This window comes from Acinetobacter legionensis, assembly GCF_048552295.1.
In the GTDB taxonomy this organism is placed as follows: Bacteria; Pseudomonadota; Gammaproteobacteria; order Pseudomonadales; family Moraxellaceae; genus Acinetobacter.
The window spans coordinates 1-24,862 of sequence record NZ_JBIMCW010000043.1 but is presented as its reverse complement, the minus strand read 5'-3'; the positions used below and the strand labels follow the sequence as shown (position 1 = coordinate 24,862).

Here is a 24,862-nt window from a genome sequence, read left to right as displayed (position 1 = left end):
TCCAGTCAGGGAAAAGTTCATTGATTGCACGAGGTTCAAGTACAGCACCAGAAAGGATATGCGCACCAACTTCAGAGCCTTTTTCAACCACACAGACGGAAAGGTCTGGAAGATTGTTTTCAAGAGCTAATTGACGAATTTTAATCGCAGCAGAAAGACCCGCAGGGCCTGCGCCTACGATGACTACGTCAAACTCCATTGACTCTCGTTGTAAATCTTTCATAAAAAGAAATCCTATTTCGCTTGGCGGTATTTTAGTTTATTGAGATAAAAATATCAAATGAAAAAGCATAAAAAAGGGAAGGTTTGATGAGTAAATTCAATATGATATCCACAAAAAAGCCAGCTAAATCTAGCTGGCTTTAAAATGGAATAAGTGATTTTATAAGGTCTAATTTTACGATTTTTGCGGATCGTAGAGTTTTTCCTTGATGAAGAGGGCAGGAATAACACCGCAAATTAAATAAGCAGCCCCCATCACCACAAAACCTAAACCAATAGAACCACCTGATGCCAAGTAGCCAATCGTTGCAGGCGCAAGTGCTGCACCAAGACGCCCGACGTTATAGGCACCACCAATCGCTGTACCACGAATCGCTGTAGGGAAACTTTCCGTCATATAAGTGGCATTTACACCATAAGGAATACCGTATAAAAATCCGAAAGCGATCAGTAAATATAAAATGTTGCTGGGTGAGTTATAAAAAACAATCAGTGGAAGAAAAATAGCAGTCCCAATCGCACCAAAGGCATAAGTAAAGCGACGACCAAGTTTATCAGCCATCATCCCCGCAAGGACTTTACCGAGGATCATGGCGGTATAAGTACCAACCATATATGCGGTCATTTCTTTAAACTTCATGCCTAATTCACTTTCTAGATATGAAGGCATCCAGTTATTTACCCCATAATAACCAAATTGTAAGAAGCCTGCTGTGAGCGCCCACAAGATAAACATATTTCGATTTCGTTTATCTTTAAAAATCAGTTTAAATGCCGAAGTATCCTCAGAGTTTTTATCACGTGTTGGTTGTTGTAAACGAGACTGTTGCCATGCGAGTGGTTCTGGTACCAAAAGATGCATTAAAACAGCAATCAACACCGGTACAATGGCAACATAAAACAGCATACGCCAGCCATGATCTGGAATAATCCATCCAGCGAGTAGCGTTGCAACAATATAGCCAACCGTCCAACCTGCTTGTAAGGTACCCAATACCGTTGTACGGTAACGTGTAGGTACATATTCCGCCATCAAGGTATTGCAGGCAATATAAAGCGAGCCTAGTCCGAGAGAAGCAAAAAAACGTAATAGCCCAAATTCAAGAAAGCTTTGGGTAAAGCCTAGTCCACATGTAAGTAGTGAGAAGGTGAGAATAGAAATAACCACGATCCGTACTCGACCAAATTTGTCACATGCCCATCCCCCAAATATCCCACCAACAGCCATACCCGCCAAGGTAAAACTACCCAGCATACCTGCCTGCACGGAACTTAAACCAAAATCTGCCTTAATACTGTTGAGACTATAAGACAGCAGCATCAGATCGGCACCATCCACCAACAAGGCTAAAAATGCAAAAATAAATGCAATTTTCCAAGTATGAGGTTGTATTGAAGAGAGATGTGTATTGTAGTTTGTCGCCATAATCCATTACCTACATTTGATTTACAGCACTTCAAATCGTTTTAAAGTGCCTAAAAATTAATTAAGACGCAGCACGAATCATATTTCGCGCAATAATCATTTGTTGAATTTGGGTGGTGCCTTCATAGAGACGGAATAAACGTACATCTCGGTAAAAACGTTCAATGGCATATTCACTGATATAGCCAGAGCCACCATGAATCTGTACGCAGCGATCGGCCACGCGACCACACATTTCAGTGGCAAACATTTTTGCGCATGATGCTTCTGTGCTGACGTTGTGCCCAGCATCACGTTGTCTTGCCGCATCTAAAACCATACATTGCGCTGCATAAATTTCTGCTTTGGAGTCAGCAAGCATGGCTTGAATCAGCTGAAATTCAGCAATCGCTTGTCCAAATTGCTTCCGCTCAAGGGCAAACTTTAAAGTATCGTCTAACATGCGTAGGGCAGCACCGACACTGATTGCGGCAATATGTAAGCGACCTTTATCCAAGACTTTCATTGCGGTTTTAAATCCTACACCTTCAATACCACCAATCAGTGCTGAGGCAGGAACTCGACAATTTTCAAAAATCACATCACAGGTATGTGCACCTTTTTGTCCCATTTTTTTATCTGTTTTACCTAGAGAGATTCCTGCAGTTTTGCGATCTACGATAAAAGCAGAAATTCCACCAGCACCTTTAATATCTGGATTGGTTCGTGCCATCACCGTAAATACCCCTGCATGAGGTGCATTGGTAATAAAGCGTTTGGTGCCATTTAAAATATAAAACTCACCTTCTTTTACTGCGCTGGTTTTCAAAGAGGCAGCATCTGAGCCTGCATCTGGTTCAGTTAGGCAAAAAGAACTGATCACTTCACCACGTGCTAAACGGGGCAAGAAAAATGATTTTTGAGTTTCGGTACCATCAATAATCAGACCACTCGAACCGATTCCATTATTGGTGCCGATCAGTGAACGAAAGGCAGGCGAAGTACGTCCAAGTTCAAAAGCGATAGATACCTCTTCTTCCATGGTCAAGCCAAGACCTTCATATTCTTCTGGAATCGTCAGTCCAAACAAACCCAAAGCTTTCATTTGCTCAATGATGGCTTGAGGGATTTGATCTGTTTCTGCGACTTCATTCTCATGAGGAATAAGGACACCATCTACAAACTGTCGAATCATATCTACCAGTTGTTTGAGTGTTTCCTGATCTCGAATCATAGTCTTGTCCTTTGTACAACATGTTGAAAACATCGAGGAGATGTTGCTAAAACCCTGCATATTGATGCGATAGTAATCAAAGGATTAGTAGAAAACAATATATTTTGAAAATTAATTTCGCAATGCGGTATATTGTGCTTGTTTTTTAGTTGGCTAATTATTTGATTTAATTAATCTATATTTGTTGAATAAAAATCATCACTTTTGATGAAAAAATTAAGTTTTATTTTTAAAGTTTTCTGTGTATATTAAAAATATATATCGCTATGCGAAATTTATATTAAATAAATTTTCCTGTAGGAAATTAATCAAAGGTTAGTGGAATAAACATGGGTGCTTTAAATGGAATTCGTGTACTTGACTTAAGTCGAGTACTGGCTGGACCGTGGTGTGGACAGATTCTTGCCGATTTAGGCGCAGAAGTGATTAAGGTTGAAAGACCGAAACTAGGTGATGATACGCGTTCTTGGGGACCACCTTGGATGAAAGATGATGCCGGACAAGAGACACGAGAAGCCGCTTATTATCAGTCGACCAATCGCAATAAACTTTCTGTTGCAATAGATATTGCAAATCCGGAAGGGCAGGCACTCATCAAAGCACTGATTCAAGATACCGATGTGGTCATTGAAAACTACAAAGCTGGTTCTTTGAAAAAATATGGCTTGGATTATGCTTCTTTATCAGAAATTAATCCTAAACTGGTTTATTGCTCGATTACGGGTTTTGGTCAAAATGGACCGAGAGCAGAAGAACCTGGCTATGATTTTATCATTCAAGGAATGGGTGGACTCATGTCCATCACGGGTGAAAAAGATGATTTACCCGGTGGTGGTCCGCAAAAAGTAGGTGTCGCATTTTCAGACTTATCAACGGGATTATATTCAACCATTGCCATACAAGCGGCTTTGCTCAATCGTCATATGACGGGTTTAGGGCAACATATAGATATGGCTTTACTTGATGTGCAAATTGCCACAATGGCAAATCAAGGAATGAATTATCTTTCATCTGGAAAAGTGCCGGTACGTTATGGCAATGCACATGCCAATATTGTGCCTTATCAATTATTTAAAGCCGCTGATCGAGAGTTTATCATTGCTTGTGGTAATGACACTCAGTTTATCCAACTGTGCAGAAGTATTGGTTTGCCAGAGTTACCCAATGATGTTCGATTTACCCGTAATGCAGATCGTGTTAAGCATCGTGATGAAGTGATAGAAATTTTATCAAAGCATTTTTTAAGCAAGACTGCCGATGAGTGGGTAAGTGCAATTTATGCTGCTAAAGTGCCTGTTGGTGTGATTAATAATCTAGAACAAGCTTTTAATGAACCTCAAGTGATTGCGCGAGAGATGCTGGTAGAAATGCAACATCCTCAACGTGAAAAACTTACTGTGGTTGGTTCTCCGATTAAGCTTTCACGTACACCTGTAGAGTATAGAAATGCGCCTCCTTTGTTAGGCGAACATACTCAGACCATTTTAGGCCGTATTATTTCTCCAGCAAAACTTGAGGAGTTAAAAGCCAAAGGCGTGATAGGATAGTTTTTAAATAGATGATGTGAGCAGTCTAAAGCCATTTTTTTCAATAAAATAAGCAAATTTAGACTTTTCACATCGAGATGGATGCATCGTTTTATTTTCAAAGTGAATCAGATGATTGCTTTTTGCTATTTATAGAAAAAATAGATTATAATTTTCGCAGTGCGAAACAAATATGTGAATTGGTATAACCATGAATGATGCCGTAGATGCAGAACAAACAGAAAAATTATTAGCGCCTTTGAGGCATGAGTTATTGCATCCGATTGAAGATATGCAAGATGAAAATGATCGTCAATTTATTACAGCTTTAGGACGTGGTTTAGAACTCTTACGTTGCTTTACCCCAAAACACCAGCATTTGGGTAATCAAGAGTTATCACAAATGACCGGTTTGCCTAAACCGACAATTACCCGTTTAACGCACACATTGTCACGTTTGGGCTATATTAAGCAGGTCCCAAATTCAAGCAAATTTCAACTTTCAGTTGGGGTTTTGGCGTTTGGTTACTCCATGCTTTCTAATGTGTCTATCCGTAATATTGCACATCCCTATATGAAAAACTTAGCGGATTATGCAGGTGCTGCTGTGGCAATGGCAACGCGTGATCGTCTAAATATGATTTATTTGGATGTGGTACAAGGCAAGGGCAATATGACCATGCGTCGTCAAGTCGGTACTTATTTGCCGATTCATTTAAGTTCAATGGGACGTGCATGTCTGGCTGCAATGCCTGAAGATGAAAGAGAGTTTTTACTTGATGCAATCCGTAGCAAACATAAAGACGATTGGATCAAGATTAACCGTGATTTAGATAAAGCATTTAAAGATTATCAAGATTTTGGTTATTGTTTTTCAATTGGTGAATGGCATAAAGATGTCAATTCAGTTGCAGTCCCCTTGATTCATGAACAACATGGTCTACTGGTATTTAACTGCGGCGGACCAAGCTTTATTATGAACCGCGAAAAACTTGAAGAGGATATTGCACCGCGTCTTCTACATATGGTGAATAATATCCGCACTGAAATTAGCTAATTTTATTGCTTTAAAACTGAAAGGCCAGCAACGATCTGCATTGTTGGCCTTTTTAATAAGATGCAGGTTAAATAGTTTTCTTACGAAAAATGGGTGTTATTTTTTTCATCAATGCACTCAGTGCTTGTTTAAATTGGTCACCTTGCAAACAAAGTGAGAATACAGTGGACTCATGATCGATCAGATTTAATAAATCATCGATAAGCATAGGATGCTAAGAAATGAGCCTCTAAATATAAAATAGTGAGTGGAAAGAATATGAAAACCAAAATTACAGAATTATTTGAAATTGAACATCCGATTATTCAAGGTGGTATGCATTATGTCGGTTTTGCCGAGCTGGCTGCTGCAGTTTCAAATGCGGGTGGGTTAGGCATTATTACCGGTTTAACCCAGCGAACACCTGAAAATCTAGCAAAAGAAATTGCCCGATGTCGAGAAATGACCGATAAGCCTTTTGGTGTAAATCTAACTTTCTTACCCACAGTCAATACACCTGATTATCCGGGTTTTGTCGAGGCAATTATTAAAGGTGGGGTAAAGGTTGTAGAAACAGCGGGTCGTAATCCTGAACAGGTCATGCCTTATTTAAAGGCCGCTGGAATTAAAGTGATTCATAAATGTACTTCGGTTCGGCATAGTCTAAAAGCTCAAAAAATTGGATGTGATGCTGTTTCTGTTGATGGTTTTGAGTGTGGTGGGCACCCCGGTGAAGATGATGTACCGAATATGATTTTATTGCCTTTAGCTGCCGATACCTTAGAAATTCCATTTGTTGCATCAGGTGGTATGGCTGATGGACGCTCACTTGCTGCCACTTTAGCCATGGGGGCGGATGGTATTAATATGGGAACACGTTTTATTGCAACTCAAGAAGCGCCAGTACATGCAAATGTGAAACAGGCGATCCTGAATGCTACAGAAAGAGATACGCGTTTAATTATGCGCGCTTTGCGTAATACTGAGCGCGTTATGAATAATGCAGCTGTAGAAAAAATTATAGCCAAAGAAAAAGCACTGGGTGACCAGATTAAATTTGAAGATATCATTGAAGAAGTTGCAGGTGTTTATCCTAAAGTGATGATCGATGGTGATGTCAATGCTGGGGCGTGGTCATGTGGTTTGGTTGCCAGTCTGATCCATGACATTCCGACATGTGATGAACTGGTCAACCGTATTGTAAAAGATGCAGAAGACATTATTCGTGGACGTTTATTCGGGCTTTTATAAACATCTATTTGAGTTCAGCTTTGTCTCGATGATGAAAGACTGCTTTTAAAGATCAGCACAACACTATGAATTGTGCTGATTTTTAGCATCTGCAAGACAATAATATAGACACAGCAGGGCAAAAACTAAGCCCAAGATACATACACCTGTCCAGCCAAAATGTTTCCATGCATAGCTTCCACTCGTGGTCCCTAAAGCACCGCCAGCGAAATAACCTGTCATATAGATGGCATTGAAACGTGAACGCAATTGTTGGTTAAGCTTAAAGACAATACTCTGATTGGTGACATGAACAGCCGAGAGCGAAGCATAAAGGATAAGTAAGGCAATGATATAAAAGATAAAATGATAAGAGAGCAACAAAAACAATAGCCAACTTAAAATCAGACCGATACCACAACATATCGAAATTTTATGAATATAGCCTTGATCAATAAATTTACCTGAAAAATTGGCAATGAATGTCCCTAAAACACCGACAAACCCAAATAAGCCAATCGTAAAATCACTGAAAAAATAAGGCGCAGGAGCTAAGAGTAAAGACATGGTGGTAAAGGTTAAGCTTACACAGGCAAAGGTTAATCCACCAATATAGGTTCTGATTCTTAGGCGACGATTTTGAATAAAGATTTGCGGCAGTGAGTGAATTGTTTTGAGATAATTTTCAGATTTGGTGGGAGGAAATAAGCCAATATTACGGTACAAAATAATCGCAATGAGCAATAATAAAAAACCGCTGAGCAGATAAATAACATTCCAAGCAAAAAGCGTCGACATCATCCCTGATAATGAGCGTGCCAACAAGACACCCATCATTAACCCACTCAGTAAAAAACCAACAACACGACCACTATGTTGAATTGGAACCAGACTGGCAGCCAGTGGTAACAACAGTTGGGCTGAACTAGAAAATAACCCTGTAATGATGGTACCGAACATTAACAGATAAATATTGTGGGAAAAACCACTAATAATTAGCCCAATTGAGGCAAGCAGCATAAATATAAACAACAACTTACGCTTTTCGAGAATATCCCCTAAAGGCATTAAAAACAGCAGACCTGCTGCATAGGTGATTTGCGCTAAAGTAGGCACCCATGCTGTGGTGGTATCTGCTAAATTTAAACTTAGACTAATGGAATGAATCAGTGGTTGGCTAAAATAATTCCCACCAGTACAGATGCCTGCTGCAACTGCCATTAAAATAATGGTTGGGGTATAGAGAGTGTTTTTCATCATGCCTATGGTTTGTCATTATGAAATCGGAACTTTTAATCCACACAACCATGTATCTGCTGATTTTAAGCATCTGATTTTAAACATGGTTGTTAAGGCGTTTCACTCAAAGCATCTTGAATGTTGTGCACCATATGGATTAAACGGGGTCCAATTTCACCTTCAAGTTTTTCAGGGTTTAAATGAAAACTTGGTGCACCGCAGTTAAACACATAAAGACCATGTTTGGAGCTGACTAAAGGTACAGCAACAGAGTTTACTTCTTTATGCCATTCACCTAAAGAAAGGCAATATCCGTAATCTTGATAATCTCGGAAAGCTCGTTCTAAAGAACGTTTAATTGCAGGCCAGTTTTCAGCATTTTTTTGTTTAAGCGCATCCAGTAAAAAGTTACGCTCACGTTCAGGTGTAGCCGCCAAGCAAGCTCGACCCATGGAACTGCTGTGAATGGGTAGGGTTGAGCCGATGGGACGGCGCATATTTAAAGCAGTTTCGATCTGAACCACGTCGATATAGACCATGTTTAAACGGTCACGAGTTGCCATCGCAACCGGTGCTTGTACATATTGGCTCATTTCTTCCATATAGCGATGTGCAATATTACGAATAGAAATATTGGACAAGGCTGCATAGCCTAAAGATAAAACACCGATATCCAATGTATATTTAGTGGAATTAGGCAGTTGTTTTAAATAGCCTAATGACACTAAGGTATTGGTTATCCGCGCAATGGTTGGTTTTGGTAAACCCGTCATTTTTGCCAGTTCTTGGTTACCTAAGACTTGATTATTGGCAGAAAAACAACGTAATAGCTCTAAACCTCGTGCTAAAGAAGCGATAAATTGGGGGTTATTTTCCCGATGAATATGTGAAATAGGGTCAAGGCGTATCTCATCAAAATTTATAGGTGATTCAGTTTCTGAATTCTGAGACATTCAATACTCAAATATAATAAAGCAACAGTTTGGCTATTATATTTCGCTCTGCAAAATAAATCCATTCATCACTGCGCTGTTGTGATGAATGGATACTCGGTTAGTGATTAAACAGTCAGCGTTATGACACGTTTTCAATCACCATGGCTAAGCCTTGTCCAACGCCAATACATAAGCTAACGACAGCATATTTCTTATTGCGGCGGATCAGCTCACGCGAAACTGTCAGTGCAAGACGTGCACCAGAAGCCCCAAGTGGGTGACCAATGGCAATTGCACCACCATTTGGGTTGACACGCGGATCATTAAAATCAACATCTAGACCTTTTAAGCAAGATAGTACTTGTGAAGCGAAAGCTTCATTGATTTCAATGATATCCATATCATCTAAAGTCAGCCCTGCACGTGTAACGGCTTTTTTGATTGCTTCGATTGGACCAGCACCCATAATACGTGGTTCAATACCTGCTGCCGCTGCCGACAAGATTTTTGCCATTGGCTTTAAGCCATATTTTTGGCCCGCTGCTTCGGAACCGATGAGTAGTGCAGCAGCACCATCATTAATACCCGATGCATTTCCAGCAGTCACCACGCCACCTTCAAATAATGGTTTTAATTTGGTTAATGCTTCAACCGTTGAGCTTGCGCGAGGGTGCTCATCTTCAGAAACTAGTTTTGGTGGTAACTTTTTGCCTTGAAAGACTTCAATTGGGGTAATTTCACCAGTAAAAAAGCCGTCTTGTTTGGCTGTTTGATACTTGGCTTGTGATTGGGCAGCAAATAAATCTGCTTGTTCACGGGTAATGCCAAACTCAACTGCGACATTGTCACCAGTTTCAGGCATTGAGTGACCACCATATTGTGCAATCAGCTTTTTGTTTGGAAAGCGTGAGCCAATTGTGGTGTCGTAAATTTTGGTTTCACGGCTATAGGCAGATTCAGCTTTACCCATCACAAATGGGGCACGTGACATGCTTTCTACACCACCTGCAATATACAAGTCGCCTTCGCCACAGGTGATGGCACGTGCAGAGTCAATCACAGCACCCAAACCACTTGCGCATAAACGGTTTACAGTTTGGCCAGGAACAGTCACAGGTAATCCCGCGATTAATAGGGCATTTCTGGCAACATTACGACTGTCTTCACCACCTTGGTTGGTATCACCTAAAATAACATCTTCAATCGCTGCACCTGGAACCCCAGTTTTTTCAAGGAGCTTTTGCAAAACTGCCGCAGCTAAATCATCTGGACGTACTGAAGCAAGCTCACCTGCATGACGACCAATCGGGCTACGTAAACCATCATAAATATAGGCATTTAACATTGAGAAGTTCCTTTTCAAAATCCAGAATTAAAAGTAAGCGGTAAATTTAATGCGACACGACGTTGTAACCATGGGCTAGGGCGATAGCGTGGGTCATAGGTCAGTGTTGAGATACGATTGAGAATGAGTAAGATTTTTTGGCTACCGATATGATCACCCCATTCAATAGGGCCAAATGGATAGCCTAAACCTAAACGGACTGCGGCATTGATATCATCGACACTGGCAATATTTTGTTGTGCAATATCACAACCTAAATTAATCACCATGGCTAAAACACGTTGTGCCACGAAGCCAATACTTTCAGCAATCATGCTGACCATAGCACCATCTAAATTAAACATAGAGTGAGCTGCTTGACGATACTCAGTGCTTGTCGCCAATGACGGCATTAACGTTCTATGTTTGCTTATGCCGTATAGCATATCTATGGCAACAGCTTGTTGTGGATTGACTTTTAAACGTGTCGCTGTTTGGGTGGTATCTTCACCATAGCAAGCGAGTAAACATAAACTCTCAGGTAGTGGTTCTAAACCTGTATCTAAGACAATATTTTGTTGGATTAAATAATCTTCCAGTTGTTGTTTATCTTCAGCAAAATCAGCTGCAATCCAAACTTTTGGATAGTCTGTTAAACGCTCAACAAACTGTGCGGTTTTTTCACCTGTTTTTGTACCTGTTTCATAGTGGTAAAAGCCTTGATTAACTTTACGCCCAAGTTGTTTGGCTTCAAGCATTTGTTTGGTCAATGGATTGGGCTTGTAACGGGCTTCTTCATAGTATTGATGATAAATCGACTCCATTACAGGATGTGATACATCTAGTCCTGTTAAATCCATGAGTTCGAATGGTCCCATTCTAAAACCAACACCATCTCTTAAAATGCGGTCAATTTCACTGATGTCACAGACATTTTCATTTAAGATTTTTAACGCTTCGGTGCCATATGCACGGCCCGCATGATTAATAATAAATCCTGGGGTGTCTTTGGCAACAACAGGTCGATGACCAAATGCACGTGATAGCTCATTTAATGCATCTACAATATGTGGATCTGTTTTTAATCCTTGGATCACTTCCACAACTTTCATCAGTGGTACCGGATTAAAGAAATGGAAACCGACTACACGTTGTGGTTTTTTACAGTTTGCTGCAATGGCTGTGATCGAAAGCGATGAAGTGTTTGAGGCTAAAATAGTGGTGTCTGAAACGATCTCTTCGAGTTGTTGCATCAACACTTGTTTGATATCTAAACGCTCAATAATCGCTTCAACAATTAAGTCGCAGGCTTTTAAATCTTCAAGTTGCGCTGCAACGATCAAATGTTTGTTAGCATTTTCCGCTTGTTCAGCACTGATTTTATTTTTATCGACTAGCTTTTGAAATGTTGCTGCCAGCTTTTCTTTGGCCTGTAGCGCAGCGCCTTCTTTGGTGTCATATAAATAGGTGGTATGACCTGATTGTGCTGCAATTTGAGCAATACCGCTGCCCATAATACCAACACCAATTACAGCCATGCTTTGAATATCATAAGTCATGTCGATCATCCTGATAACTGATCTAGATTAAACGAAAAATTAGAGACGAAAAAAATAGAAACGAAAGAAAACAATACAGTCTGGTGGGTTAACTCAGACATTGTTTGTCACCATCAATCGGTAAAATTTGTCCAGAAATAGAGCAACCGCTTTCCGAGGCTAAAAATATACACAAATCGGCAATATGTTTTGGATTGACAAAATATTTGAGTGATTGATTTTTAAGTGCATTTTGCGTAACGGCATCCAAGGAAGTTTGAGCGACATTTGCACGCGCTTGTAACACCCGTTGAACTCGTTCTCCATCCACTGCACCTGGAAGTATGGCATTGACTCGAATATTGTCTGCACCAAGTTCCATCGACAATGTTTTGGTAAAACCAATTAATCCCCATTTAGAGGTCGCGTAAGCCAAACGATATGGATAGCCCAAACGTCCAGCGATCGATGACATATTGATAATGACGCCTGCTTCCGACTGTTTTAAAAAGGGGATGGCGAGTTGGGTGATAGCAAAGGTACTATTTAAATTAAGGTTTAATACCGCACTCCAATCGGCGAAACTCAATTCTTCTGCTGCAATGGTTGGGCCAGAAATCCCTGTATTATTGACCAGAACATCAATATGCCCCAGTTTACTGATGGCATCACTAAACATAGATTTGATTTCATCATGGTTAGCTAAATCACATGCATAAATATGTAGTGCAGGATAGGCCTTTTGGAATTGCGCTAAGCTTTCTGCATTGATATCACAAACGAAAACTTCATCGTGATGCGCTAAGAATGCTTCTGCAATACATCGTCCAATTCCTGAACCGCCTGCACTAATCAATACTTTTCTAGCCATTTCTATTCCATTGTTGTTATCGATTAAACTTATTTGCCTTGATATGATGGTTTTCGTTTTTCAATAAACGCTTGAATGCCTTCATTTTTATCTTCTGTTGAAAACAACAATTGAAATGATTTACGCTCCAATGCCAAACCTGCATTTAATGGAACATCTTCGCTCATTAATGCAACTTCTTTGATTTGTTGTAGGGCAATTGGTGGCATTTTTGCCAGATTTTGCGCCATTTGAATAGCGGTTGAGATGGTCTGGTCATCTTCAGTAACTTGGGAAACCAGTCCAATGCTATATGCTTCTTCTGCTTTGACCATTACACCCGTCATGATCATACGCATCGCGTGAAATTTACCCACTGCACGGAAAAGACGTTGGGTTCCACCTGCGCCAGGCATTAAACCGACTTTAATTTCAGGTTGACCAAAAGTTGCCCCTTTACCCGCAATAATAATGTCGCTATGCATGGCAAGTTCACAACCGCCACCCAGTGCATAACCATTTACAGCAGCAATCACGGGTTTAGGGCATTGCGCAATTGCATTCCAATAACGTTCTGTATGACGTAGCAACATTTCTGTGGAGGTTGCGCTTGCCATTTCTTTTAAGTCTGCACCTGCGGCAAAAACCTCTTCCCCACCTGTGAGCACAATGGCATGGATCTGGTCATTAAAACTTAACTCAGTAAACACTTGAGCCAGTTGCTTACGTACCTGTGTATTTAAGGCATTTTTAGCCTCTGGACGATTAATCTTCACGATTGCTACTTTCTGAACAGAATAGTCAACTTCAATGAAACTGTTCCTTGTTATTTCACTCATTTTTTGATTCCTTGTTTCGCAGATCAAAACTATATTTCTTTAATAATGCGTGTTTTGAAATTTATTTCAAGTATTTTTTACTTGTCTTGATACTTTATCGTCGGTTAGTTTTTCTAAGTGATTGATATTTAATATTGGTAGATCTTAAAATTTCGTTTAACGAAATTAATTTTCAAAAAAGCTTGAAATTTGTGTTTTTAATCTCGTACTATGAAACACATTCGCAGTAAACAAGATTTAAAACAGGGTATCCATTACCCAGCTGGAATAGCTGATGGATGCAATGAAGCTACAAAAGAAGGGAGATCATAGATGATCCGTGATGAAGGAATGTTGCAACAGTTGCTCTCAACAATTCGTGACTTTGTAAAAAATGAATTGATTCCACGCGAACATGAGGTTGCCGAGCAGGACAAAATTCCTGAGGATATTGTGCAACAAATGCGTGAGTTAGGTCTGTTTGGGTTAACTATTCCAGAAGAATATGGTGGATTGGGGATTACCATGGAAGAGGAGGTGAATGTTGCATTTGAGCTTGGACAAACTTCACCGGCATTCCGCTCACTGATTGGTACCAACAATGGTATTGGTTCAAGTGCGATTTTGATTGATGGAACACAAGAACAAAAACAAAAATATCTTCCTCGTTATGCCAGCGGTGAAATTATTGGTTCATTTTGCTTAACCGAACCTGAGGCAGGTTCAGATGCAGCATCTTTAAAAACCAGCGCGGTCAAAGATGGTGATTTTTACGTTTTAAATGGTACTAAACGCTTTATTACCAATGCACCACATGCTGCTACTTTTACCGTGATGGCACGGACCAATCCTGATATTAAAGGTGCCAGTGGTATTTCTGCATTTTTAGTTGAAGCCAATACGCCTGGGATTAGTTTGGGAAAAATCGATCAAAAGATGGGACAAAAAGGTTCTCATACTTGTGATGTGATTTTTGAAAACTGCCGCATTCCAGCATCAGCATTGATTGGTGGGATTGAAGGTATTGGTTTTAAAACCGCAATGAAGGTTTTAGATAAAGGTCGTTTACATATTGGTGCATATAGTGTCGGTGTGGCTGAACGGATGTTAAATGACGCACTTCACTATGCCATTGAGCGTAAACAATTTGGTCAGCCAATTGCTAATTTTCAATTGATCCAAGCCATGCTGGCAGACTCAAAAGCTGAGATTTACGCGGCAAAATGTATGGTGCTCGATGCTGCACGTCGCCGTGATAATGGCGAAAACATTAGTACAGAAGCATCTTGTTCAAAAATGTTTGCCACTGAAATGTGTGGTCGGGTTGCAGATCGTTGCGTACAAATCCACGGTGGTGCTGGTTATATCAGTGAATATGCCATTGAACGTTTTTATCGTGATGTGCGTTTGTTCCGTTTATATGAAGGAACCACACAAGTTCAACAACTGATTATCGCAAAAAACATGATTAGGGATGCTACAGCCTAATAACAATTAGATGCCATGAGGCAGGGGATGCCTCATATTCCTTCTGAGGATATGGACATGACAACGGAAACAGTTACACAAAATAATAGCGGAAATAGTGGTGCTGGAGAGGTGATTCAGACACCCAAAAAGATTTGGATTACGGCCTTTATCTTTGCATTTTTTACTTTGCTCTGTGATGGCGCAGATTTGGGTTTTTTAGCATTAAGTTTGACCAGTTTAAAGGCTGAGTTTCACTTGAGCGGTGTACAAGCAGGAACATTAGGTAGTTTGACACTGTTAGGTTCCGCCGTGGGAGGTTTGGTCGGTGGATGGGCTTGTGATCGCTTTGGCCGAGTACGCGTGATTGTATTCTTTATTGCTTTTTCTTCTGTTCTGACCTGTGCATTGGGTTTTACTCATTCATATATGCAATTTGCGATTTTAAGAACATTCGGTGCAATGGGCTTAGGCGCACTTTATATTGCCTGTAATATTTTAATGTCTGAAATGGTGCCGACCAAACATCGTTCTACAGTGTTGGCAACACTGATGACGGGTTATACCTTGGGGTCTTTACTTGCGACTTTATTGGCAGGTCATATTATTCCTGAACATGGCTGGCGTTTCCTATATTGGCTTGCAATTACCCCGATTATTTTATCAGTACTGATGCATTTTATCGTACCTGAGCCTGAGTCATGGAAAAAAGCACGTCAGTTAAAAGTCGTTGCAACGCCACACAATGCACAGCCTGTTAAACGTCAAAACCCGTATTGGGAAATTTTGAAAGATAAGAAACACGGCACCATGTTTGTACTGTGGATTTTGAGTACCGGTGCTTTGCAATTTGGTTATTACGGGGTGAGTAATTGGCTACCGGCTTATTTGGAATCTGATCTAGGAATCAAGTTTAAAGAAATGGCGATGTATATGGTCGGCACTTTCTTAATCATGATGTTTGCCAAAATTATTGCCGGGATTATTGCGGATAAATTAGGTCGCCGTGCTGTATTTGCATTCGGCACAATTGGCACAGCTCTATTTATTCCCGTGATTGTTTACCTTAACACGCCTGCCAATATTTTATGGCTCATGCTGTTCTTTGGTTTTCTATACGGCATACCGTATGCAATCAATGCTACGTATATGACTGAAAGTTTTCCAACCTCAATTCGAGGCTCGGCGGTTGGCGGTGCGTATAACATCGGTAAAGTGCTTTCAATTTTCTCTCCATTAACCATCGGTTATTTATCACAACATGGTTCGATTGGTTTAGGACTGTTGGTGATGGCTGGGGCGTACTTTATTTGCGGTGTAATTCCACTGTTATTTATTAAAGACCGACTATTTAACCCGCAAAAGGCAGAGTGACAATTTGACCTGTCACGTCAATTTAAGGATGAAAAGGGACAAGCGAAATGATAAATAAAATCACCAGTGACATTGAACCGATTTTAAAGGCAATTCCTGATGGCGCAACCATCATGACCAGTGGTTTTGGTGTGACAGGTCAGCCTGCGGAACTGATTGAAGCCTTGATCGATTTAGGTAAAAAAGAGCTGACCATTGTCAATAACAATGCTGCCTCTGGTGATCGTGGTTTGACCAAGCTGATCATTGCAGGTTGTGTCAGAAAAATGATCAGTTCATTTCCAAAGTCAGCGGGTTCGACCGTATTTCAAGACTTATATCGTGCAGGAAAGATTGAATTAGAACTGGTTCCACAGGGCAACTTAGCCTGTCGTATTCAAGCGGCGGGTGCAGGTCTAGGTGCAATATTCACACCGACAGGCTATGGCACAAAAGTCGCAGAAGGTAAAGAAACCAGAACCATTAATGGTCGAAACTACGTGCTTGAGTATCCGCTTGAAGCTGACTTTGCTTTGATTTATGCAGATCAAGCCGATCGTTGGGGGAATTTGACTTATCGTAAGGCAGCACGGAACTTTGGCCCGATTATGGCAAAAGCGGCGAAAACAACCATTGTTCAAGTGAATCATACGGTAGATCTAGGAAGCCTTGATCCTGAGTGCATTATCACCCCAGGGATTTTTGTACAACATGTTGTCAAAGTAGGAGATATCTAATGTCAATTCAAAAACGTTCTCGTGAAGATATCGCTCAGTTGATTGCTCAGGATATTCCCGAAGGAGCTTATGTCAATTTAGGTATCGGTTTACCCACCAATGTTGCGAAGTATTTACCTCCAGATAAAGAAATCTTTCTACACTCAGAAAATGGGGTTTTGGCCTTTGGCCCGCCACCCAAAGCAGGTGAAGAAGATGAGGACTTGGTCAATGCTGGGAAAGAGTTAGTGACTTTGCTGGATGGTGGTTGCTTTATGCATCATGGAGATTCCTTTGACATTATGCGTGGTGGGCATCTGGATATCTGTGTGATTGGTGCTTTTCAGGTCGCAGTGAATGGTGATTTAGCCAATTGGCATACTGGCAAAGCAGATGATGTTCCTGCTGTAGGGGGGGCAATGGATTTAGCGGTGGGTGCTAAATCAATTTATGTCTATATGGAGCATGTCACCAAAAAGGGCGAAGCTAAAATTGTCGATGTACTGAGTTATCCCCTTACAGGGGAACAGTGTGTAGATCGTATTTATACCGATTTATGCATTATTGAATTAAAAGATCACAAAGCCTATGTCACTGAAATGGTTTCGGGACTGAGTTTTGATGAATTACAGGCAGTAACGGACTGCCCATTGATAGATGTACGAGACGCTTAGTTTATAAGCGTAGGGAAAAAAGCTTCTTTAAGGATTAAAAGATGAAAAAATTAATTTTAGCTACAGCTTGCGCTGTGGCTTCAGGGACTATTTTTGCAAATTCACCAGTGACAGCAGAGCAACGGATTAATTTGTTAGAGACAGAGCTGCAAAAACTCAAAGCAGAACTCGAATCTCAAAAGCTGTCACAAAATAATTTGCAGGTCAAACAAGCAAAAATTGAAGAAAATGTAGAAAAAAATAAAGCACTTGAAACAGCGAAACCAATTGCACCTTCGTGGGTGACATGGACAGACAATGTTAAAGTCTATGGAATAGCTCGACTTGATGCTGCAGTTGATTTTAAGTCCTCACCAGATTCGGGAGGAAGAACCACCAATAGCTTAAATCGGACTCCATTTGAAAATGACAAACGTTCCGATCATGCCCGTTCAGATGCCATGATCAATGCCAGTCGAATCGGAGTGTATTTCAACAGTCCAGATAAGGCTGTAACAGGAAATATTGAAGCCGATTTCTTTGACAGTGCCAATATGGGTACGGGCGATGGTAAATTCCGTATTCGTCATGCTTTCTTTACTTATAAAGATTGGACTTTCGGTCAAACCTGGTCATTGATGTCCAATATGGAAACACGAACAGAGTCTGTCGATTATACTCAGTTTATGGGAACCTCTTATACCCGTACACCTCAAGTGCGCTATGACTGGAAAATAAATAGCAAGAGTGATTTAAAAGTTGCCTTGGAATACACTGGATCACGGGTTTCAGCATTCCCGACATTGACAGGTCGATATACCGTAAAAGCAGGTGCCTTAACGGCTTTGGCTCAAGGTTTTGTCAATGAAAAATCTGTAGATGTTGCAAAAGATACGGTTAAAAAAGTCAGTTGGGGCGCGGGTGCTGGTTTAAAATACCAGCTGACCCCAGCACAATCTGTACAGGCAAATTATCAATATATCGTGGGTGATCAAAAATTCATGCCATATACCACACAAACTGGCCTGACAAATGCAACCAGTTTAAATGCGGCAGGTGATTTTTCTTTAAATGCGCAAAAAACAGATTTAGAGATGAATAAACTCAATAGCTTAAATATAGGGTATTCATATAAATTTAATCCACAATGGCGTGCAAATTTATCTGCATCGATTTTTGATTTTGATGATGATTCAGCTTATGCAAAACTCAATCCTGACGCAAATAAGCGTTTAACGGATTATGCTGCCAATCTGTTTTATTCACCTGCTGAGCAAATTGATATTGGTATGGAATATCATCAAGGTAAGCGTGAAGTGTTTGATGGAAGAACAGCAGATGTCTCTCGCATTAACTTTGTGTCGATGTACAAATTCTAAAATAGGGTGAGCTGCGCAATGGAAAAAATAGTTCAACCTGACACAACGCATATCTTGTCAAAAAGCTTTATTTTCATCATGGCAATGGCATGTGGAATTTGTGCAGGTTCGAACTATTATAACCAGCCTTTGATTTATTCTATTGCAGAAGCTTTACAGGTCAATGCAGAGCAAGTGGCTTTAACAATTGTAATCGGTCAACTCTCTTATGCAGTTGGTCTGTTTATCTTAGTGCCGCTCGGTGATTTTTTTGAAAAGCGTAGCTATATTTGTCTATTGATGTGCTGCACAGGTTTTGCCCAGATCGGACTTTCTTTAAGTCAAAGCTTGCCTGTATTGTATGGTTTTACCTTTTTAGCGACCTTCTTTTCGATTACGACACAAGTCTTGGTACCATTTGCCGCTGGTTTGGCGAGCCCTCAAAAAAGCCCGCAAATTGTCGGAACACTGATGAGTGGTTTGTTTTTAGGCATTCTCTTGGCAAGATCAATCGCAGGCTTGCTTTCGACTGTTTGGTCATGGCATGCGGTGTATTTACTCAGTGGTATTGTGATTTTAGCTTTTGCAGTAGTGATGTGGCTTAAATTACCCGTTGCTCGAAAATCTCATCAATTAACAGTGCTGCAAATTTATCGTTCATTGTTTACATTGGCCGTTGATCAGCCACATTTAATCCGCCGTGGTCTGGCAGGTGGGATCGGCTTCGGTATATTGGCGCTGATCTTTACCACCATGACGTTTATTCTTGCCAATGCGCCTTATCATTTTAATGATTTCCAAATTGGTTTATTTGGCATAGTTGGTCTGGCGGGTGTGTTTGCAACCCCTTGGGCGGGAAAACAAATTGCCAAAGGATTGGAAAATAAAGTTGCACTGATTTGTATGTGGTTTTTGGTACTTGCATGGATTCCACTATTTTTTGCTCAGCAGTCTTTGCTGGCTTATGCAGGAGGTGTGATTTTGGCTTATTTTGGTTTATCGGCCTTTCATGTACTTAACCAAAATCTGGTCTATCGAATTTCAACACAAGCACGTTCTCGGATTAATTCTATTTATATGACACTGTATTTTGGTGGTGCTGCACTGGGTTCGTTGGTTGCGGTCTACACATGGAAACACTGGGGATGGAGTGTCTGTGTGGTTGTGGGTTTAGCCATGGCAATTCTAAGTTTTATAATTGACCGAATAGATTTTTATGTAATGAAGAAAACAGTAATAAAAGATTGATCCCACGCAGTACCTTATGCTGTAAACAAAGCAGTGCTCAATTTTGGCTTAGAACGCAAGCCATTTATGAAATGTCATCAGACCCTAAGCCCTTTGAGGGCTTAGTCTTTTTATTACTTTCGTATGATCATCAGAGTTGCTGTCGCAAAAGCATAAATTTTACCATTTTCATCCACAATTTTACCTTCTGTAGTAATGATATTACGTCCAGCATTAATCAGTTCAGCTTGTGCGTAGTAGGCAGTATTGATCTGCATTGGCCGAATCATTTTCACATTGAGATCAATCGTGCCATAACCAACGCCATGTTCCAGCAAGGTATGCGCTGCACTTCCCGTTGCAGTATCTAAAGCAGTCGCACAAAAACCGCCATGGATTGTTCCTTGTATATTTCGATGCGCTTGACTTGGCGTAACCTTATACGTCGCTTTGCCTTTAGAAACTTCGATTAACTGCATAGGAATGGTTTGCGCCATAGGTGATGCTGAAATTTCACCATTTTTTAAAGCCGTTAAGAACTCAAGACCTGTGTATTGAGGGTTATCCATAAATCATCCTTGGAGTGTTAAGCGATCTAATTAACATACTATAAAAGTTTATTTTACGAAATAAAATTTTGCTATACAAAATTATTTTTTAATTAAATATTATGCTGGAGTTCTGAATTAATTAAATTTTATTGTTTAAATACAGCTTTTTATGTCGAATTATCATGTTTTGGCGATATTTTTAAATAAAATTATTTAATAAAAATGAAAATAAATTTTGCAATAAGAAATTTATTTGATATTTTTAAACAATCGTAAAATAAAATTGTCATCTAAGGGAAATCATCTCTATCTGCATCATCGGCAGAAGAATTGAAAGGGAAACACTATGCCTTTATACAAAGCACCACTGCGTGATATGCAATTTGTACTGCATGAAATGTTGCAAACAGAAGAAAACTACCAAAAACTACCAAAATATCAGGAAACTGTTAGTCGTGAATTGATCAATCAATATTTAGATGCCGCAGCAGACTTTTGTGAAAATGAGCTTGCACCCATCAATCAAAATGGTGACCAGGAAGGTTGTCACTTAAATCAAGGTGTCGTCACAACCCCAACGGGATTTAAGCAGGCATATCATAAATATACGGAATTGGGTTTTACCTCACTCACAGCAGATCCTGAGTATGGCGGTCAAGGTCTACCCACCTTATTGCGTATTGCAATTTCAGAAATGCTTTGTGGTTCTAACTGGGCTTGGGCGATGTATCCTGGCTTATCGCATGGTGCAATGCGTACCATTGAACATCATGGTACAGCAGAACAGAAGCAACAATTTTTAAGTAAACTGATTAGTGGCGTTTGGACAGGGACAATGTGTCTAACTGAGTCACATGCGGGTTCAGATTTAGGTTTGATCCGCACCAAGGCCGAACCAAACCCTGATGGAAGTTATGCAATTACTGGCGAGAAAATCTTCATTTCTGCTGGGGAACATGACCTGTCAGAAAATATTATTCATATTGTTTTAGCCCGACTACCACAAGCACCAGCGGGGACCAAAGGGATTTCACTGTTTATCGTGCCTAAATTTAACCTCGATGATGCAGGTGATTGCCAAGATCGTAATAATGTTATCTGTAGTGCGATCGAACATAAGATGGGAATTCATGGTAATGCAACTTGTGTTTTAAATTTTGATGGAGCCAAGGGCTATTTAATTGGACCTGAAAACCGTGGGCTAAATTGTATGTTTACCTTTATGAACACAGCACGTATTGGAACAGCTGTACAAGGGTTGGCGGCTTCGGAGATTTCATTTCAAGGTGCATTGAGTTATGCCAAAGAACGGTTGGCGATGCGTGCTTTATCAGGCGTAAAATACCCAGGTAAAAATGCTGATCCAATTATTGTGCATCCAGCTGTGCGTTCGATGTTAATGACGCAAAAAGCCTTTTCTGAGGGTGGTCGAGCACTGGCATATTTTCTGGCTCAGCATGTTGATATTGTTGAAACATCCAATGATCCTGAACAACAGAAAATCTCAGATGAATTGTTGGCATTTTTAACCCCGATTGCCAAAGCTTTTTTAACTGAATCAGGCAATGAAGCGGCAAAACACGGCGTACAAATTTTTGGTGGGCATGGATTTATTGTTGAACATGGCATGGAGCAAATTGTTCGTGATGCCCGTATCTCAACCTTGTATGAGGGAACCACAGAGATTCAGTCTTTAGATTTGCTGGCACGTAAGGTGCTCAAGTCGGATGGCAAACTATTAAAAAATATGACTGATTTAATAGAACAGTTTATTACAGCCAATCAATCAAATACCGTATTGGCAGCTTATCTGGAAAAACTGGCGGAACTCAAGCAACAGTGGCTGTCAATTACAGACAGTGTTGCCAAAAAAGCACAGCAAAACCCAGAAGAAATTGGCGCTGTTTCAGTTGATTATCTGTATTTCTCTAGCTATGTCGTGTTTGCTTATCTTTGGGCACGTATGGCGCAAGTAGCAGATGAAAAGTTAAGTCAAGCAACACCGGACGAAAAATTTTATCAGGCTAAATTAACCACAGCAAAATTTTTCTTTCAAAAATTATTACACCGTACCCAAAGCCATGCGGCTGCTATCGCATCGGGTGCTGAAGCGGTAATGGAATTAGAACAAGATGACTTTTCTTTTTAAGCAGGGTCAGGATGTTTTTTTATTTAAATGAGTAAAAATAAATGGATTTTCAACATATTTTGATTCGTCAGGAAAATCGGGTGGGCTATTTAACCTTAAACCGTCCCGAGGTGCTCAATAGTTTTAATGAGCAAATGCATCGTGAAATTGCTGCAATTTTAGACCTGTGGGCGGTTTCTACTGAGATTAAAGCCATTGTAATCTCTGGTTCAGGTAAGGGCTTCTGTGCAGGTCAGGATTTAAGAACGAGAAATAAAGAGGTGATAAGTGCAGCTGATTATAATGCAGGTGCTGCCTTAGAAAAATTTTATAATCCGTTAGTCATTAAAATTTCCAATATGGCTAAACCTGTTGTGGCTGCGATCAATGGCGTAGCGGCTGGTGCAGGGGCGAACTTGGCTTTGGCTTGCGATATTGTTGTGGCCAAGCAATCTGCTACGTTTATACAATCTTTTTGCAAAGTCGGTTTAATCCCAGATGCAGGTGGGACGTGGAATTTGCCACATCTGGTGGGGCTTGCCCGAGCCAAAGGTTTGACCATGTTCGGGGATAAGTTATCTGCCCAGAAAGCCTTGAGTTGGGGGCTTATTTGGGAGGTCTATGAAGATGATGCTTTTGACCAAAGCGTGATTGAATTGGCGGAACGTTTGGCAGAGCAACCAAGCAGTTCGATTTCGCTAATTAAAAAGGCCTTAAATACTGCCTCGCAAAATACTTTGGCTGAACAGTTACAGTTGGAACGAGAGTTACAGCGTATTGCTGGACAATCAGACAATTATAAAGAGGGTGTTGCGGCCTTTATCGAAAAAAGGAAAGCTAATTTTAATTGATCAAATCTATGCCTAATCATGTTTAACCAGTAAAAATTAACAAAAAAAGCACTCTTTTTGGAGAGTGCTTTAAAATAAGTAATCACTAGTTTTGATCGTTATTTACATGCTGGTTTTTAACCTTAGCAAACTAAATAGAGCTTTTATTTTTTATATATGAAGTAAGTCGCGAGAAGAGAAGGAATACCAAAATTAAGTAAAAATATTAAGAATTCTTCTTTAACCGCATATCCTGCTTGTATGCCCATATACATATTCCAGCTCATTGCTACAAACCAAATCAAGATGAACAGAATAAAAAATAATGTCTGGTTAAAGCGACCACGTAATATTCGACTTATAAAAAGAATTGCAAGGAGTAGCATTATACCGATGAGAATCGTATAGAAAGTTCGCATGTTGGGTCACCATATGAATTAGCGATTGTTTATATTTTTCATTCGTTGTACTGAAATTGCTTTACCACATTTGTTTTAACTTTATTTTATTGTTGAGCATAATACTTCCCTTATTTGGGTGACTTAATGATTAAAGTAGCGAATAAGACAACGATAACTGTTTTTAGTAGAAGAATAATGATATGAAACTAGGCATGTCTATTCGAATTTTCGAACAATCTAAAAGCTAATGGGCAATTTGATGTATGGTCAAGCTGTCAAAACTCAGACACAAAAATATAATTGTTTGATTATAAAATATTGCAATGCCACACCTTATATTCAAAGTTTAAATCCCTTTGCGTAGGCGCTGCCTAACTTTTCAGAGATGAAAAGATACCGTCTTAACTGTCAAGCAAATTATTTAAGGATTCATGCCTTATAATTTGCCTGATAAGGTTGTTGGTTTTTAAGAACACCATAGCAAAGATGAATTAACTTTCGCATAGCATCAGCAATCGCTACCATTTTAGTTTTCCCTTTCGCTAAGAGCCGTTCGCTCAACTCTTTAATGTGAGGATTGTACCGAGTTGCAACAATGGCAGCCATATATAAACCCGATCGAATTTTAGGTGAACCGGCTTTAGATAAGCGACTTTTTCCAAGCACAGAACTACCAGATTGTCTATGAATGGGAACTAAACCCACAAATGCAGCAGCTTGGCTAGCTTTTTCAAAAGAATGAGCACGTAAAAAAACAAGCATTAATAAACTGGTACGCTCAGCAATTGCTGGAATGCTTTCAAGAAGCTTTTGATCACGTT

22 protein-coding genes and 1 pseudogene are annotated in these 24,862 nt (G+C 40.1%); 11 read left to right on the top strand and 12 right to left on the bottom strand.

All coding sequences use genetic code 11. The annotated features are described in order from the left end of the window. The 3 genes from ACG916_RS20535 to ACG916_RS20525 all read right to left on the bottom strand — a co-directional run. On the bottom strand, positions 1–223 hold a 223-nt coding region (locus ACG916_RS20535), incomplete at its 3' end, for an NAD(P)/FAD-dependent oxidoreductase (RefSeq protein WP_419329235.1). 174 nt (positions 224–397) lie between these two features. Next, entirely contained in the window at positions 398–1,648 is a 1,251-nt protein-coding gene (locus ACG916_RS20530; RefSeq protein WP_336954806.1) for an MFS transporter, read from the bottom strand. Between the two features lie 61 nt (positions 1,649–1,709). Continuing rightward, positions 1,710–2,861 (bottom strand): acyl-CoA dehydrogenase family protein, encoded by a 1,152-nt coding sequence (locus ACG916_RS20525; RefSeq protein WP_419329234.1) that lies wholly within the window; start codon positions 2,859–2,861, stop codon positions 1,710–1,712. Positions 2,862–3,190: 329 nt separating this feature from the next. Between ACG916_RS20525 and ACG916_RS20520 the strand changes: the two genes are divergently transcribed. Together ACG916_RS20520 and ACG916_RS20515 are read left to right on the top strand one after the other, a co-directional pair. Then, the gene (locus ACG916_RS20520) at positions 3,191–4,408 is read left to right on the top strand and encodes a CaiB/BaiF CoA transferase family protein (protein WP_336954804.1); all 1,218 of its coding nucleotides are present in this window, start codon (positions 3,191–3,193) and stop codon (positions 4,406–4,408) included. A gap of 190 nt (positions 4,409–4,598) precedes the next feature. Then, positions 4,599–5,444, top strand: a complete 846-nt coding sequence (locus ACG916_RS20515; protein WP_004721467.1) for an IclR family transcriptional regulator — start codon at positions 4,599–4,601, stop codon at positions 5,442–5,444. A 67-nt stretch (positions 5,445–5,511) separates the two neighbouring features. On the opposite strand, the pseudogene ACG916_RS20510 reads toward ACG916_RS20515, so the two are convergent. After that, a pseudogene (locus ACG916_RS20510) lies at positions 5,512–5,652 on the bottom strand (enoyl-CoA hydratase); the annotation flags it as partial. A 50-nt stretch (positions 5,653–5,702) separates the two neighbouring features. Here ACG916_RS20510 and ACG916_RS20505 point away from each other — a divergent pair. Then, positions 5,703–6,674, top strand: a complete 972-nt coding sequence (locus tag ACG916_RS20505) for an NAD(P)H-dependent flavin oxidoreductase (RefSeq protein ID WP_419329233.1) — start codon at positions 5,703–5,705, stop codon at positions 6,672–6,674. A gap of 63 nt (positions 6,675–6,737) precedes the next feature. On the opposite strand, the gene ACG916_RS20500 is transcribed toward ACG916_RS20505, so the two are convergent. The 6 genes from ACG916_RS20500 to ACG916_RS20475 form a co-directional block, all read right to left on the bottom strand. Beyond that, entirely contained in the window at positions 6,738–7,913 is a 1,176-nt protein-coding gene (locus tag ACG916_RS20500) for an MFS transporter (RefSeq protein WP_419329232.1), read from the bottom strand. A gap of 89 nt (positions 7,914–8,002) precedes the next feature. Beyond that, positions 8,003–8,845: an IclR family transcriptional regulator gene (locus tag ACG916_RS20495; protein ID WP_419329231.1), complete on the bottom strand. Its 843-nt coding sequence runs from the start codon at positions 8,843–8,845 to the stop codon at positions 8,003–8,005. A gap of 121 nt (positions 8,846–8,966) precedes the next feature. Continuing rightward, positions 8,967–10,172, bottom strand: a complete 1,206-nt coding sequence (locus tag ACG916_RS20490) for a 3-oxoadipyl-CoA thiolase (protein WP_419329230.1) — start codon at positions 10,170–10,172, stop codon at positions 8,967–8,969. A 14-nt stretch (positions 10,173–10,186) separates the two neighbouring features. Next, complete coding sequence (locus ACG916_RS20485; RefSeq protein WP_419329229.1) at positions 10,187–11,710, bottom strand: 3-hydroxyacyl-CoA dehydrogenase; 1,524 nt, start codon at positions 11,708–11,710, stop codon at positions 10,187–10,189. An 88-nt stretch (positions 11,711–11,798) separates the two neighbouring features. Further along, positions 11,799–12,560, bottom strand: a complete 762-nt coding sequence (locus tag ACG916_RS20480; protein WP_336954799.1) for an SDR family oxidoreductase — start codon at positions 12,558–12,560, stop codon at positions 11,799–11,801. A 29-nt stretch (positions 12,561–12,589) separates the two neighbouring features. Continuing rightward, complete coding sequence (locus ACG916_RS20475; protein ID WP_336954798.1) at positions 12,590–13,378, bottom strand: enoyl-CoA hydratase; 789 nt, start codon at positions 13,376–13,378, stop codon at positions 12,590–12,592. Between the two features lie 312 nt (positions 13,379–13,690). Between ACG916_RS20475 and ACG916_RS20470 the strand changes: the two genes are divergently transcribed. The 6 genes from ACG916_RS20470 to ACG916_RS20445 are packed head-to-tail and all read left to right on the top strand — an operon-like array spanning position 13,691 to position 20,152. After that, positions 13,691–14,845: an acyl-CoA dehydrogenase family protein gene (locus tag ACG916_RS20470; protein WP_336954797.1), complete on the top strand. Its 1,155-nt coding sequence runs from the start codon at positions 13,691–13,693 to the stop codon at positions 14,843–14,845. A 57-nt stretch (positions 14,846–14,902) separates the two neighbouring features. Beyond that, the gene (locus ACG916_RS20465; RefSeq protein WP_419329228.1) at positions 14,903–16,198 is read left to right on the top strand and encodes an MFS transporter; all 1,296 of its coding nucleotides are present in this window, start codon (positions 14,903–14,905) and stop codon (positions 16,196–16,198) included. Positions 16,199–16,245: 47 nt separating this feature from the next. Further along, a complete protein-coding gene (locus ACG916_RS20460; RefSeq protein WP_004721455.1) occupies positions 16,246–16,914 on the top strand; it encodes a 3-oxoacid CoA-transferase subunit A in 669 nt (222 codons plus the stop codon). Beyond that, complete coding sequence (locus tag ACG916_RS20455; RefSeq protein ID WP_336954794.1) at positions 16,914–17,567, top strand: 3-oxoacid CoA-transferase subunit B; 654 nt, start codon at positions 16,914–16,916, stop codon at positions 17,565–17,567. The genes ACG916_RS20460 and ACG916_RS20455 overlap by 1 nt, the downstream gene beginning before the upstream one ends. A gap of 41 nt (positions 17,568–17,608) precedes the next feature. Beyond that, positions 17,609–18,925: an outer membrane trimeric porin-like protein DcaP gene (dcaP, locus tag ACG916_RS20450; protein ID WP_336954793.1), complete on the top strand. Its 1,317-nt coding sequence runs from the start codon at positions 17,609–17,611 to the stop codon at positions 18,923–18,925. A gap of 18 nt (positions 18,926–18,943) precedes the next feature. Further along, entirely contained in the window at positions 18,944–20,152 is a 1,209-nt protein-coding gene (locus ACG916_RS20445) for an MFS transporter (RefSeq protein ID WP_419329227.1), read from the top strand. Between the two features lie 113 nt (positions 20,153–20,265). On the opposite strand, the gene ACG916_RS20440 is transcribed toward ACG916_RS20445, so the two are convergent. Further along, positions 20,266–20,700 (bottom strand): PaaI family thioesterase, encoded by a 435-nt coding sequence (locus tag ACG916_RS20440; RefSeq protein WP_336954791.1) that lies wholly within the window; start codon positions 20,698–20,700, stop codon positions 20,266–20,268. Between the two features lie 328 nt (positions 20,701–21,028). Here ACG916_RS20440 and ACG916_RS20435 point away from each other — a divergent pair, with 328 nt between their 5' ends. Together ACG916_RS20435 and paaG are read left to right on the top strand one after the other, a co-directional pair. After that, a complete protein-coding gene (locus tag ACG916_RS20435; RefSeq protein ID WP_419329226.1) occupies positions 21,029–22,831 on the top strand; it encodes an acyl-CoA dehydrogenase C-terminal domain-containing protein in 1,803 nt (600 codons plus the stop codon). A 41-nt stretch (positions 22,832–22,872) separates the two neighbouring features. Next, positions 22,873–23,661, top strand: coding sequence for a 2-(1,2-epoxy-1,2-dihydrophenyl)acetyl-CoA isomerase PaaG (gene paaG, locus ACG916_RS20430; protein ID WP_419329225.1), 789 nt, complete (start codon positions 22,873–22,875; stop codon positions 23,659–23,661). 809 nt (positions 23,662–24,470) lie between these two features. On the opposite strand, the gene ACG916_RS20425 is transcribed toward paaG, so the two are convergent. Next, on the bottom strand, positions 24,471–24,862 hold a 392-nt coding region (locus ACG916_RS20425), incomplete at its 5' end, for a transposase (protein WP_419330719.1).

Bases quoted from the DNA above. Each gene is read 5' to 3' on its own strand.
- ACG916_RS20530 (WP_336954806.1), bottom strand. From the start codon at position 1,648: ATGGCGACAAACTACAATACACATCTCTCTTCAATACAACCTCATACT.
- ACG916_RS20525 (WP_419329234.1), bottom strand. From the start codon at position 2,861: ATGATTCGAGATCAGGAAACACTCAAACAACTGGTAGATATGATTCGA.
- ACG916_RS20520 (WP_336954804.1), top strand. From the start codon at position 3,191: ATGGGTGCTTTAAATGGAATTCGTGTACTTGACTTAAGTCGAGTACTG.
- ACG916_RS20515 (WP_004721467.1), top strand. From the start codon at position 4,599: ATGAATGATGCCGTAGATGCAGAACAAACAGAAAAATTATTAGCGCCT.
- ACG916_RS20505 (WP_419329233.1), top strand. From the start codon at position 5,703: ATGAAAACCAAAATTACAGAATTATTTGAAATTGAACATCCGATTATT.
- ACG916_RS20500 (WP_419329232.1), bottom strand. From the start codon at position 7,913: ATGATGAAAAACACTCTCTATACCCCAACCATTATTTTAATGGCAGTT.
- ACG916_RS20495 (WP_419329231.1), bottom strand. From the start codon at position 8,845: ATGTCTCAGAATTCAGAAACTGAATCACCTATAAATTTTGATGAGATA.
- ACG916_RS20490 (WP_419329230.1), bottom strand. From the start codon at position 10,172: ATGTTAAATGCCTATATTTATGATGGTTTACGTAGCCCGATTGGTCGT.
- ACG916_RS20485 (WP_419329229.1), bottom strand. From the start codon at position 11,710: ATGACTTATGATATTCAAAGCATGGCTGTAATTGGTGTTGGTATTATG.
- ACG916_RS20480 (WP_336954799.1), bottom strand. From the start codon at position 12,560: ATGGCTAGAAAAGTATTGATTAGTGCAGGCGGTTCAGGAATTGGACGA.
- ACG916_RS20475 (WP_336954798.1), bottom strand. From the start codon at position 13,378: ATGAGTGAAATAACAAGGAACAGTTTCATTGAAGTTGACTATTCTGTT.
- ACG916_RS20470 (WP_336954797.1), top strand. From the start codon at position 13,691: ATGATCCGTGATGAAGGAATGTTGCAACAGTTGCTCTCAACAATTCGT.
- ACG916_RS20465 (WP_419329228.1), top strand. From the start codon at position 14,903: ATGACAACGGAAACAGTTACACAAAATAATAGCGGAAATAGTGGTGCT.
- ACG916_RS20460 (WP_004721455.1), top strand. From the start codon at position 16,246: ATGATAAATAAAATCACCAGTGACATTGAACCGATTTTAAAGGCAATT.
- ACG916_RS20455 (WP_336954794.1), top strand. From the start codon at position 16,914: ATGTCAATTCAAAAACGTTCTCGTGAAGATATCGCTCAGTTGATTGCT.
- dcaP (WP_336954793.1), top strand. From the start codon at position 17,609: ATGAAAAAATTAATTTTAGCTACAGCTTGCGCTGTGGCTTCAGGGACT.
- ACG916_RS20445 (WP_419329227.1), top strand. From the start codon at position 18,944: ATGGAAAAAATAGTTCAACCTGACACAACGCATATCTTGTCAAAAAGC.
- ACG916_RS20440 (WP_336954791.1), bottom strand. From the start codon at position 20,700: ATGGATAACCCTCAATACACAGGTCTTGAGTTCTTAACGGCTTTAAAA.
- ACG916_RS20435 (WP_419329226.1), top strand. From the start codon at position 21,029: ATGCCTTTATACAAAGCACCACTGCGTGATATGCAATTTGTACTGCAT.
- paaG (WP_419329225.1), top strand. From the start codon at position 22,873: ATGGATTTTCAACATATTTTGATTCGTCAGGAAAATCGGGTGGGCTAT.